Source organism: Microcoleus sp. T3_A4, from assembly GCF_036700465.1.
Classification (GTDB): Bacteria; Cyanobacteriota; Cyanobacteriia; order Cyanobacteriales; family Microcoleaceae; genus Microcoleus.
In genome coordinates, this window is record NZ_JAUBOY010000004.1 from 112,512 (window position 1) to 128,901 (window position 16,390).

A 16,390-nucleotide genomic window follows, 5' to 3' on the forward strand; every position below is an offset into this window, starting at 1 on the left:
CCCTACGGGGATGGAACGAGCTGGGGTTTAGTTCATCAACCTGGAATCTGCTGTAAGACGGACTCCGGTGAAATAACTCTAATTAAGTTTGTAGTGACGGTGGAAGTCCTCAAAATCCTCCCTTGAGGATTTTGAAAAATATTATGATGAGTAATGAACCGAAATCGATTTAAAATAGCCAATCATTAATCAGCAATCACCAATCATGAACCACTAATGACTCCTGACTAAGCTGTCGCCCATTTAAATTGTATATTCAGGGCGGGCGGGACGCCCACCCCACAAGAATTGATTTTTTTTTGAGATACAATTTAAATGCAGAACAGCTTAATAAACATCTCCATAAATTAAATTTCCACCTTCGAGTATCAAAGGTTTGAGTTGATTTTTCGGAGATGTCTAATGACTAATGACTAATGACTAATGACTAATGACTAATGACTAATGACTAAAATTGCTTCATCGCTCTTTCCATATCCCGCTTGTCTTCGCGTTTCTTCAAATCTTCGCGCTTGTCGTACAGTTTTTTCCCTTTACCCAAACCGATATCAAGTTTTACCCAGCCGCCTTTCAAATACATTTTCAACGGCACTAAAGTCAAGCCTTTTTCTTCCACTTTGCCGATTAATTTGCGAATTTCCTGCTTGTGCATCAGCAATTTACGGGTGCGGCGGGGTTCGTGATTAAAATAGTTACTAGCACTTCTCCAAGGCGAAATGTGAACGTTGATTAGCCACAGTTCCCCGTTCCGAACTAAACCATATCCGTCCCGCAAATTGGCTTTTCCTTCCCGAATTGATTTGACTTCGGTTCCCTTCAATTCGATTCCCACTTGGTATGTCTCTATAATTTCATAGAGATGGCGCGCTTGTCGGTTATCGCTAACAATTTTGTATCCTGGGCTTTTTTCGCTCATTTTTACCTCCGCTAAAATTAATTATTATAACGCTAGCTTCTCTGTAGAGAAAATCGAAGCTTGACAAAACTTAAATAATCGGTCTGGACATTACCAATTTGGCTGAGCTAAGATGTCACCAACGTGAATGTCAAGCGGTATCATGCAGCGCACCAATATCACTGATTCTGCAATTCCAGATTCTGTTACTCCTCATCCTGCGGTTAATTTGGTTTGGCTGGCTCCTTTTTTGCTGGCGCTTGCTTGGTTTTGGGCCAATATCTCGGCTGTTAAGTGGCTGTTATCCTCGTTTGTTGAGATACCCACACTATATAAAATAGTAATTGGCTTTCTGATTGTAGCATTAGTAGTGCGATCGAGCGGGAACTGCGTTAGCGCAGCCCTCGAAGAAAATCGCCCGCCGGGATTTTCGCCAAATTTCGTTTTGAGGCGATATCCGCTGCTGTTGATGTTGAGTGCGGGTATTTGCTCGATCGCCCTTCAGTACATAATTGATATCAAACAAGTTACTGTCCTGCTATTTATCCTCGGAACTTACGGGCTGTGCGGCTTATTCGTCGAGCAGAACTTTTGGCAAAAAAACTTGCCTGTGGCGGGCTTGCTGGCTTGTATTTTACCATTCAACAGTCAGTTTAATAGCGGCTTAGGTTTGCCGGCGCGAGTGCTGACTGCTCAGGTAGTAGAACAGTTGCTGTCAATGCTGCACGTTGGCGCTATTTCTTCTTACGATATTATCGTTTTGGAAAACGGCATCGCTCACGTTGACGTGCCTTGTAGCGGCATTAAAACCCTCTTAGTCGGAACGCTATTTTTGCTAGCTGCTACCTGGCTGGAAGGGCGTAAATTAAGTTTAAGATGGCTAGCCGTCGGCGCTGCTAATCTCTTAATGTTAGTGTCTGCTAACACTGCCCGGGTTGCCGTGTTAGTCCTGGTTTCAGAAGTGTTTAACCAGCCAAACCTAGCACAAGTTATGCACGTTCCTCTGGGAATTGTCGGTTTAGTATGTGCTTCTTTTGTAACCTGGTTAATGCTGCAACGAGTACCGAAATTTCAGCAAAAAAAAACCAGCGGTATTTCTGCAAAATCCAACTCAAAAATACTACAGAATCACCCTTTAGCCAAACCCGGAATAATTGCCGCAGTCATAGTTTTGGCAGTCATGGCTCAACTGTCTCATGTAGAAACGTCAAAAATGGCGATCGCACCTTTAAGATTGCCTGAATATATTAAATCAGAGTCGATTCCCCTGAATGCTACCGAACAAAAATTCTTTGGCAACTATCCGGACACGCAAACACAAAAAATCAGATTTGTCGCCGGCAACTTGCGCGGTTCCATGCTCACAGTAGCCAGCACATCGTGGCAAACTTATCACGCCCCCGAGTTGTGTTTTGTAGCGAGCGGAATTCCCGTCAATCGCATAGAAAAAACACAGCTAACTCCTGCTGTAACGGGGCGCTGGCTGTCTCTCCAAGACAACCAACTATCCGCTACATACTGGCTGCAATCTGCACAGCTAACTACAGATAACTTCATGTCCCGTATCGGTAGCGACCTCACCCACAAAAATCACAATTGGGTGCTAGTTTCTATTTTATTTGACAGTCCGGTACAAGCACAAAATTATGAAGTAAAAGAGTTTGCTGGTAACGTATACGATACCATTAAACAAAGCTTACAAGGAGAAATAAATGAAAATTAAACAGGTATTTGATGGAATTTTTCAAACGATTTTTTGGGCGTGGAATTTGACGTTTTTATCGATTGTTTACTTGGGACTTTTGCCTATTATAGGAGTGCCATTAATTATGGCGACAATCGATGGCACCATCCCGCTAGAGTTTTCTTTGACCATGGCAGCTACGATCGCAGTACCCACTGTATGTACTGTAATAGGAGGTAGGCGTTTTGGCAAGCAACCCCTACAGCTAATGCGTTGGTTTTACGGCGTAGAAGCACCGCTATTTTTGCTTTGTTTGCTCCGCTTGTTCCTGCTGCGAGAACTCACTCCAGCTAGTTCTCTAATCATCGCTACTATTGTTTTGTGCATCGCGGCATTTTCAGTGGAAATGCTATACGGATATCTGGGTAAAAGAGAAAATGTTCACAATATCTCAGATTCTCAAACTTCTCATAATAAACAGCCTCGTTATTTACAAGCAAACGGAAAAAAACGAAGTGCATGGCTGCAATTAGGATGCCACAGTTTAATGCTAGTAGTTGGTATTTGGGCGGCAACATTGCTGCTTTATTACGCTGTACCTGTGGCATTGTATACACTTTATGGATTCTTATTTTTCGTCATTCAATTTTTCAAGTTTACATGGGTTTCACCATTTCTGGAGATGTTTAAATACGGGGCGTGGGCCTCTGCTTTAATTTGGATACCGCTATCGTTTATATTGTTTGGTTTAACCTGTAGCTTGTTCGTGGTTATGCCTTCGCTGTACGGCTTTCTCTACATTCATTCCGGCCGGAAAATATGGCAGAGTTTTGCTGAACAATACGGGAAAAATAAAGCGCTAATCGGAAGTTTGGGAGTCATAGCAGCTTGGCTGGCTATTTTCTCGGCTTTGCAGCAGCAGCCACAAGTTGCAGCACTGAAAATGTTGGCGACTCCCCCCGCAAACGACAGCAGCCGCCAAACTTTATTAGCCAAATCTGATGCAATTCGATCCGGCTTAGTTAACGCTTATTTGTCCCCTTACCGCTACCTCAGCACTGTAGGAGAAAACAACCACATTTATGAGATGTACAAAAATATTTGGATTTTCCCTGACGAAGCGGCTCACACCTTGCAGAACAGCTATAATTTTTTAATGTCGCCGTTTTTGTATCAAGGCTCTAGTGCTGATGTGGAAAAAGCCGAAAAACTCTACGGCGAATTCTTCGATACGGAACTGCAAAAAGGCGACAGAGAAGCAGTAAAACACGCGGTACAGTCAACATCAAACCGGGAAGAAGCTAAAGCAGGTTTGCTGAATGTCAATCAAGAAAAAGTATGGTTGCAGTCGCAAGAAGTGACAGTCAAAGAAAACGGCGACTGGGCTGACGTTCAACTCTACGAAGTTTACAAAAATCAAACGCCGAACTTACAAGAAGTATTTTACTACTTTTCCCTGCCTGAAAGCGCCGCAGTTACAGGAGTTTGGCTGGGAGATACTGGGGATTTAAACAAACGTTTTGTATTTACGGTATCGCCTCGCGGTGCGGCCCAGCAAGTCTACAACCAACAGGTAGTAGAAAGAGTCGATCCGGCTTTGCTAGAACAAATTGGCCCCAAACAATACCGTTTGCGGGCTTTTCCAATCCCGGCTAAACGAGAATTCACCCAAACTGACGGGCCAACGGAAATGCACCTGTGGCTGACTTACAAAGTCATGCGCCAGCCGCAGGGTTGGGCGATGCCTGTTTTGGCTGAAAAACGCAACATTTTTTGGAACCAAAATACTCGCCGCACGATCGCCGGAAAAGAGGTAAAATACAGCGGGAAAGAAGCCAGAGAAACTTGGCTACCACCCTTTTTGCCCGCAGTCGCACAGCAACCGCTAACAGCGCAGCAGGCGATTCTACCGGGAGGAAATATCATTTCTGCTAAGCCGCTGGCTGATGCAAATTACTCGCTACCGCAAGGCAAAAAATTTGCAGTTATTCTCGATACTTCCCGCAGCATGGCGGCGGAAAGTAAGGAAGTAAAAGAGACTTTTGAATGGTTGAAAGCTAATGCAGCAGGCAAAAATGCTGTTGATTTGTATGTCGCCAGCGCTGCGGGAATGCCACCTAAGTTTGTGGAAGATTTACGCAGTTTCGATGCGGCAAAGGTGACATTTTACGGTACAATCCAGCTCAAAGATATGCTGCAACAGTTTGCACAGTTGCGGGGCGAGAAAAGTTATGATACTGTATTTTTGGTGAGCGATCGCCACAGTTACGAATTGTCGGACGATCGCAAACTTAAACTTTCCATCTCTGCACCCCTATGGACAGTGCATTTGGGTGGTTTGCCCCCCGGCTACGACGACGCAACTTTGAAGGTGATTCAAGATAGTGGCGGCGGAGTTGCTACGGATATGAAAGAGGCGATGCAGCGAGTAGCAACCACAACAGCTTCGGGCAAATCTACCGTTAGTGTTGTTGACGGCTATGTTTGGAATTATGCCAAAACGCCACAGTCGGAAAAAAGTGCAAAATCGGCCGCCGTTGCAGAGTCAAAAAATGCCGGAAATGAAGGCTTTAAACCGATAGCGGCGCGCCAGTTGATAACTGCACTTAGCAAGCAGAAAACTTCCAATCAATTGACGCAACTGGATGCGATGCACGCAGTAGCTAAAAATTTCAAAGTGGTGACGCCTTATTCTTCGATGATTGTGTTAGTTAATGACGCGCAAAGGGAACAGCTAAAAGCAGCGGAAGCTAAGAGCGATCGATTTGAACGCGAGGTAGAATCCGGTAAGGAACAGTTGAGTAAGCCGAATAATCCTCTGAATGTTTCGGGGGTTCCTGAACCCGAAGAATGGCTGCTGTTGGTGGTAGGTGCGATCGGGCTTTTGGCGATTTTCTTCCGTCAGCGGCGCGCGAAAATGGTAGGTTGACAGTAAATCCGGGTTGGCTACTCCCTCGATGATTGGGCGGTTGAAACCGCTACTACAAAAGCAAAGTCGGCCTCCGCAGACTAAGAGAGTGAGGGGGTATTTAAGCCGGATTTGATATCACATATTAATTTACAGTCGTCTGGAGACGACTTGAGCTATGAGACAGGGGTTTAAACCCCTGTCGGACTTAACGAATAACGAATAACTAATCTATCTCCACAAAAATGCGATCGCCCTCAATCTTTACCGGATAAGATTCCAGGGAATCGGCGGGTGCATTCAAACATTTACCGCTATCTAATTTGTACTGATACTTATGAAACGGACAGGTAATGATACCGTTATTTACCTTACCCATGTCGATCGGATATTCTAAATGAGTGCAAGCATTGCGGTAACAAGTGACATTCACCCCTTGACGATTCAAAATCAGCGAAGTCCCCTCAACTTTTACCTTCAACACACCCCATTCGGGAACTTGATTGACCCCTGTTATCTCTACCCACATATAATCTTTCTCGCTTTAAATAAATGATTGCAAACTAATAGGCGATCGCCCTTGAATGCAGCAAGGGCGATCGGTGAGGTCTCATCCACACCTGATAACCTAATCGTTTTCCTCGCCATTTCCCAGGTACAACCTGACGAATTCATTAGCCGCCTCCCGATTGAAGGTCTGCAACGCTTGCTTAATCGCAAATACCGCCTCGGCAGATGGGTCTCGTTCTTCGCTCACCCAACGGCTAACGTTTGAGCGATCGATTTCCATCTTTGCCGCCAATTGATATTGACTGATATCGTATGCCTCTAATATTTTTTTGAGGGCTTTACCTGCTCTTCCCATGCTCCCGATTGTGTCAGAGAGTCACCCTCCTGTAAACGTTGCTGATTGTCATCTAATGCGGTACACTGCGCTCAGTTGACAATTAGCACCTATTAGATCGAGGAGATAGACCGCAATGACTCAAACACAGCTTTTTGTTTCCACAGATATCAACGAAATCCCGACCTCGCCGACATCACAGCCAAATCCTGTGCCTGCTGAACCAGACCGGGAACCTGTGCTGATCCTAGTGATTGGCTCGCAGAAGGGAATCGATAAAATTGTTAGCGCACTCTACTTGCGTCGTTTTGCAGCAGTTCAAGAATGGTCGCAGATTTTACCTGCCCCGACTATCGGCAAGCTCATGCGGAGTTTGATTCGCTATGTTTCTTTAGATTAAATTGGGCAAAAATGCTCTTTGACATCAGACGCAGTGTTCTGCAAAACTGAAGGGGGCGATCGCATTTTAAATTAAGTGCGATCGTTTCTTCTTTCTCAATTTAATTGTAAGGTCGATCAAATACCAGAGTCTGGCTGGTGCGATCGCCTCACTATTTGACGATCGGCCTCAAACATACTATTCAGCTTTTCCCTACGGATGAATCTGACTCAAAATCACCCGCAACCGATCGTAATCATCCTTCAACAAAACACTCAAACTCCTCCCCGCTTCCACCAACCAAGATCGATCGCGCATCCGCAACTGATAAATCTCCCGAATCGCCGCCGCCGTCAGCGCCTCCACCGGCGCATTAGCCACCCCCAGCAGCGTCCTCAAAAAATCCAACTGCACCGTAAAATCAATCACCTCATCGGGTTCGCAGCGATAAACCGCCTGGTGAATTTGCGGCGGGCGCGGCGGCAAATACTGATAAATTTTACCCCTAGATGGGCCGTGACCATTCAACCTTTCCGGCGCAGCCTCATACCCGACAATCGCCACTCGAAACTCGGTTTTTAGCATCGCAAAAATCTGCGGTTGTTCCTCCCGCAACTCTTCCAGCGACAAACCCAAAGCGCGAGCTCTGTGCACCGAGTCGATCGGGCTAGTCGTGGCATAATAAACCACGCCGTAAATTTGATTTTTCGACTCTTCATCCTCGGCCTTCACCCAACTCCCAAAAGGTGGCATCACGGGAAAGCTTAAGTCTTCCGGTTCTAAACATTGAGCCAGAAACTCCGAAGTTGCGGTCTCGATTACCTCAGCAATGCGATCGGGATGGCGCTCTTTTATAGCAAATTGGGGTAAAGGTAAACGCATAGTTTTAGTGATTAGTCATTAGTCATCAGTTATCAGTCATTAGTCATTAGTCAAGGGTTTTCATTTAGTAGCCTGGTCTTGGGTACTTTACCAATTACAAATTACAGATTACCCATTACCAATGACTAATGACCGCTGACTATTTCGCGCGGCCAGCCGTAGCATCGACAAGTTCCAACTGCGACAGGCGGAACGTAATCAGCTTGTCCCAATTCCCGCCTTCAAACAGTACCGCGACTTTTCCGTCGGTAACTCGCTGGACTTGTCCTTGAAAGGCGTAGTAAATCTCACCCTTATCTTTAACTCGAACTGCCGAACCTGGAAAAATCATAATTGTTTGAATGTTAAGTTTGCTCTTTATAGCTTACCGTTTATCGTTTCTAGTTCCCAAGCAGAGCCTGAGAACTAGGCAAATCTTCGTCAACCGGAAGACGCGAGGCAAAGCCCCGAAACGAGAGTTTGTTAGGCTAAAGCTGCTACGGAAACTTTACCGGCAATGCGGCCCGCGATCGCCCGCAACTCCCTAGCTGAAGCAGAACCCGGTTGTCCCACGACGATCGGCACCCCCGAATCGCCACCTTCCCGCAACGGAATTTCCAGCGGAATGCAGCCTAACAGCGGCACTCCCAACTCAGCAGCAGTCTTTTCCCCGCCACCTGAACCGAAAATATCGTATTGCTTGTCAGGCATATCCGGCGGCACAAAATAGCTCATGTTTTCCACAATTCCCAACACCGACACTCCCAACTGCTGGAACATCTTTAAACCCTTGCGAGAGTCCAACAAAGCCACAGTCTGCGGTGTGGTCACGATCACAACACCGGCCATCGGCACAGCCTGCGCCATTGTCAACTGCGCGTCTCCAGTACCCGGAGGCATATCGACAATCAAATAGTCTAAATCGCCCCAATTCACCTGATAGAGGAACTGTCGAATGATCCCGTTCAACATCGGGCCACGCCAAATGACGGGCTGGTCTTTGTCAATTAAAAACGCCATCGACACTAATTTGACGCCGTAATTAAAGGCGGGTTCGAGGCTTTCCCCGCTTTTTCCGTCCCTCACCATGACTTTCGCGTCTCCCAGACCTAACATTGTCGGGTCATTGGGCCCATAGATATCCGCATCCAGCAAACCTACCTTAGCGCCGGTTTGCGCTAGCGCTACGGCCACGTTTACCGCCACCGTGCTTTTGCCGACGCCACCTTTACCGCTGGAAATTGCGATAATATTTTTCACGCCTTCAATGCCTTGGCGATCGACCACTCCCTTCTGCTGTGGCGTCTCGGCTGTCACCTCCACCGCCACTTTTTCAACTCCTGGCAACTGTTTGACCGCTTTTTGGCAATCTTCCACAATAAATTCTCGCAGCGGGCAAGCAGGCGTTGTCAGCACTAAAGTAAAACTGACGACACCGCCGTCAATTTTTATGTTACGAATCATGTTCAATTCCACCAAACTCTTTTGTAGTTCGGGGTCTTGCACGGGTCGCAGGATTTCTAAGACTGAACTAACATCGAGTGTATTGGGCATTGTGTTCTCCACCATAGCTCTGCAATTGGGTTAGCGAATTTTCGATCGCACGTTTAAGTATATTTTTATTGCTATTTTTTAATGTAACTTCATAGCGATCATTTGCAGACCTACGGTGGCATAATTACATGACGACTGGATTTGGGATTCATCGCCCATCTAAAACTCAAATCTGACAACAGAAAATTTTATGACAGTTTCTACAACACTTAAAACCGCCACTTCCCCGTTTTTGCCGCCCGCTGACTCTAGAGCTAGAGTCAGCCAATTTATGAAAACCCTACAAGACGAAATTTGTCAATCCCTCGAACAGCTCGATGGCGTTGGCAAATTTAAGGAAGACTCTTGGGAACGCTCCGAAGGCGGCGGCGGGCGTTCTCGCGTCATGCGGGAAGGCAATGTTTTTGAACAAGGGGGAGTCAATTTTTCCCAAGTCTGGGGCGAAAGTTTGCCGGCTTTGATTCTGGCAAAGCACCCAGAAGCCGCAGGTCACGATTTCTATGCAACTGGCACTTCGATGGTGCTGCACCCCCGCAATCCCTACTTGCCTACGGTTCACTTGAATTACCGCTATTTTGAGGCCGGCCCGATTTGGTGGTTTGGCGGCGGTGTGGATTTGACTCCTTATTACCCGTTGGCTGAGGATGCAGCTCATTTTCACAAAACTCTGAAAGCGGCTTGCGATCGCCACCATCCCGGATATTATCCGACATTTAAACTTTGGTGCGACGAATATTTCTATCTCCCCCACCGCCAAGAAACCCGCGGCGTGGGTGGCCTGTTTTTTGACTACCAAAGCGCTCAAGGCGCGCTTTACCGTGACCATAATGTCAAAGGCAAAGCGGCTGAGTGCAGCAACAACATCGGCGTGCCGGAACCTAGAACTTGGGAGTCGCTGTTCGCCTTCGTACAGGATTGTGGCCGGGCATTTTTGCCGGCTTACACCCCTATTATTGAAAAGCACCGATCGAAAGAATACGGCGAGCGCGAGCGTAATTTCCAACTTTACCGTCGCGGCCGTTACGTTGAATTTAACTTGGTGTACGATCGAGGCACGACCTTTGGCTTGCAGACCAACGGACGCACGGAATCGATTCTCATGTCCCTGCCACCTTTGGTACGCTGGGAATATTGTTACGAGCCAGAACCCAACTCTCCCGAAGCCGAACTCTACTCCAAGTTCTTAAAACCGCAAGATTGGGCGAATTGGATGCCTCAGCAGTCACCGACCTGAGTTAAACTACTGGGACAGTAACCACCGCGATAGATAATAAATTTGAGGGAAGGGTCAGTGATTCATATTGATCAAAAAACCCACACGCTTCAAGACGGTACAACAGTTATCGTCTTAGCACCGACAGGACGGTTGGACATCACTACAGCTTGGCAATTCCGCCTCAAGTTGCAAGAGTGTATTTCCAAACTTAGCCGCCATGTTGTAGTGAATCTTGGTCAGGTTAACTTTATCGATAGCTCTGGCCTGACCTCACTTGTAGCAGGTATGCGGGATGCGGATAAAGTTAAGGGAAGTTTCCGCATTTGCAATGTTCATCCCGAAGCCAAACTGGTGTTTGAAGTCACCATGATGGATTCTGTGTTTGAAATCTTTGAAACGGAAGAAGAAGCTCTAGAGGGGGTGCCACGCGCAAGTTGACCACTCCCGCTGGCATCGGTTGCGGTGTAAGCTCAATTTAAGCTTGAGGCTCACAAAATGCACCGGAGCCCTGCACAAGAACAGGAAGCAGGTAAATTCTTGCCAGCTTCCTTATGTTTTCTTTCTTTCTTGAGAGATTGAGAGGTTCACCAAAACACTAAAGTAGAAGAATAGGTCCAGGTAAAGTCTTGCCTTCTATCCTAGATAGCTAAATTTTTCTTCCTTGTTTCTTGTTGCTTCTTGCTTCAAACCAATATCTCAGGAGCAAAATCCTGACGCTTGACAAATCTAAAAGGGCCCATTAAAGCTCCCCAGATAGCCTTGCCTGTCGTGGGGCTTATTCCTTTGTCGTAGCTGAGAAATTCCTCGCCTGCGGCTTCAAATCCCAAGTCTACTTGGTAATTTTGCCCCCCGTAGGCAAAGCCGCAGCGAGTGCCCTCCGGCAAAGATGCGCGAAAGCGATAGCTGTTTGAGGCTAAATTTTCCACTGAAACCGAGAGGGTGCAGCCGGGGAGGAGTTGGATTTGCTCCTTCGTTAGCTTTCTAAGCAAGTCGGGGTTGCAACCGGCTCCTTTGACGGCTGTAATGTCGTTGAACATATAATACTGAGCTTCAATCAGTCCTGGCGCTATCTGTGAGTGCCTCAGTTGCACGATTCGAGGGCGGTATGGGTTGTCTAATTTCAGAATGTTGGCTTGTTCGGCAAACAGGGCAATGCTGGGTTCGGAAAATAACCGAACCGGCAGGGGTCTTTGCCACATACGAAGGTGGACGTACCACGTCGGCTCTGCTAGCGCTTGTTCCCGGTTGTCAAATTCGCCCGCCATGTACTGGGCTAAAGCTATTAATTCAGGAGAAATTGTCATGTTTGTTTGATGTTTCAGGATTAGGGGTTGACAAAAAAAACTTAATTGTGATACAGGGTTAGCCGATCGGGGCAAGTCAGAAGATTAGATTTTTGACATCCACCCTGACCTAAAGGTACAGGGATTCCCAATCGTCACCGATTAGATTTCTGCTTCATAGCACCCGCCCTAACAGATTTGCTCTGTTCGGGTCTTACGGTCCCTCCACAGACTGACACGGCTAGCCCAGCCGCCAAAATGTTTTTTGCTGCGTTAATGTCACGATCGTGGTTTGCGCCACACTTAGGGCATTCCCATTCTCGAATATTCAACGGCAATTTTTCAACAATGTGACCGCAGTTTCCACAGCGTTTAGAGCTGGGAAACCAGCGGTCTATTTTTACAAACTCTCGCCCATACCACTGGCACTTGTAACTTAGCTGGCGAATTAACTCGCCCCAACTAGCGTCACTAATAGCAAGAGCTAATTTATGGTTTTTCACCATATTCTTGATAGCCAAGTCCTCAACGAAAATCGTTTGATTTTCACGAATGATTTGAGTTGTTAGCTTGTGCAAGAAATCTTTGCGGACATCGACTATTTGTGCGTGGACTCTAGCCAGTTGCACCCGCGCTTTTTCACGGTTACGACTTCCTTTTTGCTTTTTGGCTAGAGCTTTTTGCTTCCTTTTTAACTTCTTACGAAGCTGCTTGAAATGCTTGGGGTTGGCAATCTTATTGCCGTCGCTAGTAGCACTCAGGCTACTAATTCCCACGTCCAAGCCGATTGTTTTATTTGTTTTGGGAAGTGGTTTGAGCGTGTAGTCGTCTACAAGTATAGAGACATACCAGCGTCCAGCCGGTGTTAGTTTTACCGTCATAGTAGAAGGAACACAGCTTGCTGGAATTTGTTTGCTCCAGCGAATAGGTAGCGGGTCATTGCACTTTGCCAGAAACACTTGCCCGTTTTCCCAACGGAAAGCTGACGCGGGTGAACTCAGCGCTACCACCGTTGTGTTTTTTTTTGAAATTAGGGTACTTGGCTCGTCCCCCAAAGAAATTGGTAAAAGCTGTTTGAAGGTGTCTGAGTCCCTGTTGAAGAGGTACGCAACTAACTTCGTTGAGGAAGTCGAGTTCCTCTTCTTTTTTCCAATTCGTCAGCATCGAGGAAGTTTCTCTGTAGCCAACCCTCTCTTGACGCTCGTACCAAGCTTCCGTGCGGGCCGGCAAAGCCTTGTTATACACTAACCGGGTACAACCCATTGTCCGTCGCAAGAGATTTTCTTGCTCGACGGTCGGGTAGAATCGGTAGCGGTAGGCTTTTTCCATCTTCACGCTCTAGCACGTCTTTTGTGAGTTAGTCGCTTTGGTTTTGTGTCTTTTTGTGAAGCCGTTCTATAAGGACGGGGTTTCTACCCATTTTTCTGATGAGCGATCCCAGAAGAGCTATGATTGTAAAGATACTGGGGTTTTGCCCCTCCTATTGCGACATATTAATGGTTGCTGCCGATCGCGCGTAAAATATTTTTGATAAAATATTGTCTCGCAATCCGGCGGCAACGCTTAAAAAACTGGCAATTTTTGTCAGCCCGATCGCAGATAGACTCCCCCGACTTTACTCACGCCGCGCTGGCACGCCCGCTACGGCAAAATTATTTATCTATAAGACTCAGGTGAACAATAACCGTACTGTTTCAGATACTAAGCGAAGTTTCTATACGATTCACACTCGACCGATCAACTCAATTTACCGTCGAGTGGTGGAAGAGTTGATGGTAGAAATGCACTTGCTTTCAGCGAATGCCGATTTTCAATACGACCCGATTTATGCTTTGGGTGTAGTGACAGCTTTTGATCGATTCATGCTTGGGTACGCCCCAGAAGCCGACAGAGTTTCGATTTTTAACGCTTTGTGCAAGTCCCTAGAAGACGATCCAGAGCGCTACAACCAAGACGCTCAGCGATTGGAAAGCTTGGCAGATAGACTTTCTGGGCAAGAGTTGCTCTCGTGGCTCGATCGCTCTACCAGCTTTGAAGATACAGCGGATTTGCAAGCGTCTTTAGGGGCGATCGCCAGCAACCCTCAATTTAAGTACAGCCGCTTGTTCGCGATCGGTTTGTTCTCGCTGTTAGAAAAAGCTGACCCTAACTTAGTAAAAGACCAAGAAACGCGAAACGACGCGATCGCTAAAGTCTGTGTGGCCTTGCACCTGCCAGAAGACAAAGTTAGCAAAGATTTAGATTTGTACCGCAGCAATTTGGAAAAAATGGCTCAAGCACGAATAGTGCTTCAAGATGTCATCCAAGCGGAACGGAAAAAACGCGAAAAGCGAGAAACAAAAGTTACCGCTGGCCCCTCCGCTGAGTCTTCTGACAGCAGCAATTAATCGTTTGAAGGAAGAAGGAAGTTCGGCAACGGATTCTCTAACGGATGTAACGGATGTCAGGAACAAGGAAGAAGGAAGTTCGGCAACGGATTCTCTAACGGATGTAACGGATGTCAGGAACAAGGAAGAAGAAAGAGGGAGTTTTTTATTTTTTACATCAAATAAAAACTCTTAAATTTTTAATTTTTTTTCTTGAATTCTGGCTTCGGCCTTGTGCCTTCAGATGTTGGTTGCCCAGAAACTAAAAATCCCGCTTTCTGAATTGAGCGGGATCGACTTAATCAAAATATAGCTGTTGGGGTGGTACTAAGGCTGGGGCTCAAAATTAGTGGCGTTAGCTTGCAGCCAAGTGCTTAGCTGTGAAAGAACTTCGTTTCCCGAAGACTTGCCCAAAGCTGTGGGGTTTGGGGTGTCGGGCCGATCCAAGTTGCGGGCGATCGCTGCGTTGACTTCTTTGGAAATCAAATCGTGAAGTTGCTCTTTAGCCCTAGCCCTTTGAAAGTGAGCGCCCTCTTCCGTCGTAGCGTACAGAGGTGGCAGCCTATTTAAAGCATAAGCTGCAATATCTCCCACATCCAGACTCAGGTCGCTCGTCGCCTCAATTTCTGCTACCCTAGCGATCGCATCGCTGAGTACCAACTCTTCCATCACGTTGATGAACTGTTTGCGTGGCAGAACTACAACTTCGCCAGTCAACAAAGAGCCCATCAGACGATCGAGAGCCATGTACTCTTCGATCGACAATTCCGAAGCCGTATTGCAGATCCGTCCCACCTCAGCTTCCATAGACGGCGTTAAATAGCCATCCTGCAAAGCCTGTTCAACAATTTTTTCAATACTCATATATGCGTCCCCGCTCAACGGCATCATCAATAAAGTTTTGTGAAGACGCGATTGTTAGCGTCTTGAGATTCGAGTTTTGAGAGTTGAGTTGAGAAATTTTATACAAATCCTAACTCAATACTGATAACCCATCACAGTTATCTGCACACCCTAGCCACAAACTTACCCCATAATTGACTGATAAATCCGTCAAAACCTGTAAAAACTCCTACTCAACTCCCTGAAGTCGCCAAGGTACAGGATCGACCGACTGCCCATGCACGTAAAGTCCCCAATGCAGGTGAGGGCCTGTAGAAGCCCCCGTTGACCCCACAGTACCAATTACTTGACCGGCTTTCACGACATCGCCTTCCTTGACATCAATCCGGCTGAGGTGCATCAAAATACTTGCTACGCCCTGACCGTGGTCGATACCAACCACGTTTCCGTGGATTTTGAAGCCTTGCGATTCACGTCCCACTAGAGACACCCGACCGGCTGCTGGTGCCACTACAGGGGAACCGGAAGCACCCGCGTAATCCACGCCGCGGTGGTAGTAGTCTTGAGCAAATACCCCATTATAATAGCGTCGCACCCCGTAAATAGTGGTAATTTCGCCGTAGTTGGGGCGCAACAATTTGCCGTCCCAAAGTTTTTCGGGTGTCACGAGTGCTTTAAATGCGTCTACGCGATCGAATTCAGCATCTGTACCTTCCTCGTCTTTCCCGGGCGGTAGCCAGATGGATTGAGTAGGAAAATCTCGATCGCGCACTTGGACGCTCAAGTTCTGCACTTGTCCGTCACCTGCGACTTGGATTTGGCGACCACCGGGTTTCTCTAGCGGCGTCGTCGGTAGCAGGGCCCGAAAGCGGCCGTTGCCGATCGGAAACGCGGGGTAGTTTTTTTGCTGTAGAGACACTTTGGGAGTTTCCCCGCCGTTACCGTCAACCTGAATCATTACTGACAGCGTATCTCCCAGTTGGGGATTGGCCGGCGTCACAACTACCTGCAAAGCTTGCACCGGCAGGGCAAAACTCAGAAAGCCAGCAACAATTCCCCCGATCGAACTGGCGGTTAGCTTGTTTGCTTTCAACTGCCCCCACCGCAAAATCCGACCTGTAATTATTTCCGTACTTAGCCCGCAGTTGTCTCGATTCACAGTCATTACCATCACTAGCAGTCCTTAACCTTTCTCTCGCTGATATATTTTTAACTATCTAGACTAACTATAGCAATCCGCAATGAGTCCAGAGAAACAGCCGTAGATAAAAATTGAGAATGGCTATAATCTTATCACCTAAATTTATAGGGATTCAAAGGTAGCGGTGAAACCATTTAAGGTTAAGCATTCTTCCATAAATTCCTCTACATCATTGACATTCTCAAGCTGATATTCCATAATCCGTTGACCATCGCCTTTCATCTTTTTGGAAGAAAGAGGCGTAGCCGGATATTTATCAGCGATCGCTTTGAAAGCTTTGGAATGGGTATCCCAGCTTTCAGCAGAACATTTTATGGTTAAAAGCCACATGATGAAATTCCTCCTTGGGTTGGGTT

Annotated in this window: 17 protein-coding genes and 1 pseudogene; 7 read left to right on the top strand and 11 right to left on the bottom strand. The window is 46.8% G+C overall.

From position 1 onward, the window contains the following. Window positions 1-448 precede the first annotated feature (448 nt). Window positions 449-916 carry an SsrA-binding protein SmpB gene (gene smpB / locus QUA07_RS03475; RefSeq protein WP_006631384.1) on the bottom strand — a complete coding sequence of 156 codons (468 nt, stop codon included), beginning with the start codon at window positions 914-916 and terminating at the stop codon, window positions 449-451. A 127-nt stretch (window positions 917-1,043) separates the two neighbouring features. Between smpB and xrtO the strand changes: the two genes are divergently transcribed. Together xrtO and QUA07_RS03485 are read left to right on the top strand one after the other, a co-directional pair. Next, window positions 1,044-2,618 (top strand): exosortase O, encoded by a 1,575-nt coding sequence (xrtO, locus tag QUA07_RS03480; protein WP_333322722.1) that lies wholly within the window; start codon window positions 1,044-1,046, stop codon window positions 2,616-2,618. Next, a complete protein-coding gene (locus QUA07_RS03485; protein ID WP_333322723.1) occupies window positions 2,608-5,508 on the top strand; it encodes a TIGR02921 family PEP-CTERM protein in 2,901 nt (966 codons plus the stop codon). Before xrtO ends, QUA07_RS03485 begins: the two co-directional genes overlap by 11 nt. Window positions 5,509-5,713: 205 nt before the next feature. Here the strand turns inward: QUA07_RS03485 and QUA07_RS03490 are convergent, their stop codons facing one another. After that, the gene (locus tag QUA07_RS03490; RefSeq protein ID WP_333322724.1) at window positions 5,714-6,016 is read right to left on the bottom strand and encodes a Rieske (2Fe-2S) protein; all 303 of its coding nucleotides are present in this window, start codon (window positions 6,014-6,016) and stop codon (window positions 5,714-5,716) included. A 99-nt stretch (window positions 6,017-6,115) separates the two neighbouring features. Then, complete coding sequence (locus tag QUA07_RS03495; protein ID WP_333173917.1) at window positions 6,116-6,352, bottom strand: helix-turn-helix transcriptional regulator; 237 nt, start codon at window positions 6,350-6,352, stop codon at window positions 6,116-6,118. 115 nt (window positions 6,353-6,467) lie between these two features. On the opposite strand from QUA07_RS03495, the gene QUA07_RS03500 reads away from it, so the two are divergent. Further along, window positions 6,468-6,731: a peptide ABC transporter substrate-binding protein gene (locus QUA07_RS03500; protein WP_333223995.1), complete on the top strand. Its 264-nt coding sequence runs from the start codon at window positions 6,468-6,470 to the stop codon at window positions 6,729-6,731. A gap of 192 nt (window positions 6,732-6,923) precedes the next feature. On the opposite strand, the gene QUA07_RS03505 is transcribed toward QUA07_RS03500, so the two are convergent. The 3 genes from QUA07_RS03505 to QUA07_RS03515 form a co-directional block, all read right to left on the bottom strand. Continuing rightward, entirely contained in the window at window positions 6,924-7,592 is a 669-nt protein-coding gene (locus QUA07_RS03505; RefSeq protein WP_333040001.1) for an HAS-barrel domain-containing protein, read from the bottom strand. Between the two features lie 139 nt (window positions 7,593-7,731). Further along, the gene (locus QUA07_RS03510; protein WP_293145052.1) at window positions 7,732-7,923 is read right to left on the bottom strand and encodes an NAD(P)H dehydrogenase subunit NdhS; all 192 of its coding nucleotides are present in this window, start codon (window positions 7,921-7,923) and stop codon (window positions 7,732-7,734) included. Between the two features lie 131 nt (window positions 7,924-8,054). Then, on the bottom strand, window positions 8,055-9,125 hold the full coding sequence (locus tag QUA07_RS03515) for an Mrp/NBP35 family ATP-binding protein (RefSeq protein WP_333322725.1): 1,071 nt from the start codon (window positions 9,123-9,125) through the stop codon (window positions 8,055-8,057). A gap of 190 nt (window positions 9,126-9,315) precedes the next feature. Here QUA07_RS03515 and hemF point away from each other — a divergent pair, with 190 nt between their 5' ends. Together hemF and QUA07_RS03525 are read left to right on the top strand one after the other, a co-directional pair. Then, window positions 9,316-10,359: an oxygen-dependent coproporphyrinogen oxidase gene (gene hemF / locus QUA07_RS03520; RefSeq protein ID WP_333322726.1), complete on the top strand. Its 1,044-nt coding sequence runs from the start codon at window positions 9,316-9,318 to the stop codon at window positions 10,357-10,359. Between the two features lie 57 nt (window positions 10,360-10,416). Further along, complete coding sequence (locus tag QUA07_RS03525; RefSeq protein WP_006631392.1) at window positions 10,417-10,779, top strand: STAS domain-containing protein; 363 nt, start codon at window positions 10,417-10,419, stop codon at window positions 10,777-10,779. Window positions 10,780-11,024: 245 nt separating this feature from the next. Here the strand turns inward: QUA07_RS03525 and QUA07_RS03530 are convergent, their stop codons facing one another. Both QUA07_RS03530 and QUA07_RS03535 read right to left on the bottom strand, forming a co-directional pair. Next, entirely contained in the window at window positions 11,025-11,645 is a 621-nt protein-coding gene (locus QUA07_RS03530; RefSeq protein ID WP_333322727.1) for a chromophore lyase CpcT/CpeT, read from the bottom strand. 134 nt (window positions 11,646-11,779) lie between these two features. Beyond that, a pseudogene (locus tag QUA07_RS03535) lies at window positions 11,780-12,953 on the bottom strand (RNA-guided endonuclease InsQ/TnpB family protein). A 344-nt stretch (window positions 12,954-13,297) separates the two neighbouring features. Here QUA07_RS03535 and psb29 point away from each other — a divergent pair. Next, on the top strand, window positions 13,298-14,011 hold the full coding sequence (psb29, locus tag QUA07_RS03540; RefSeq protein ID WP_333322826.1) for a photosystem II biogenesis protein Psp29: 714 nt from the start codon (window positions 13,298-13,300) through the stop codon (window positions 14,009-14,011). Window positions 14,012-14,015: 4 nt separating this feature from the next. Then, complete coding sequence (locus tag QUA07_RS03545; RefSeq protein ID WP_333081766.1) at window positions 14,016-14,186, top strand: hypothetical protein; 171 nt, start codon at window positions 14,016-14,018, stop codon at window positions 14,184-14,186. Between the two features lie 131 nt (window positions 14,187-14,317). On the opposite strand, the gene QUA07_RS03550 is transcribed toward QUA07_RS03545, so the two are convergent. From QUA07_RS03550 to QUA07_RS03560, 3 genes are all read right to left on the bottom strand, one after another. Continuing rightward, window positions 14,318-14,854, bottom strand: a complete 537-nt coding sequence (locus tag QUA07_RS03550; RefSeq protein ID WP_006631395.1) for a late competence development ComFB family protein — start codon at window positions 14,852-14,854, stop codon at window positions 14,318-14,320. A 208-nt stretch (window positions 14,855-15,062) separates the two neighbouring features. Then, complete coding sequence (locus QUA07_RS03555) at window positions 15,063-16,004, bottom strand: M23 family metallopeptidase (RefSeq protein ID WP_333322728.1); 942 nt, start codon at window positions 16,002-16,004, stop codon at window positions 15,063-15,065. A gap of 132 nt (window positions 16,005-16,136) precedes the next feature. Continuing rightward, window positions 16,137-16,364: a hypothetical protein gene (locus QUA07_RS03560; RefSeq protein ID WP_333322729.1), complete on the bottom strand. Its 228-nt coding sequence runs from the start codon at window positions 16,362-16,364 to the stop codon at window positions 16,137-16,139. Between the last annotated feature and the right edge of the window lie 26 nt (window positions 16,365-16,390).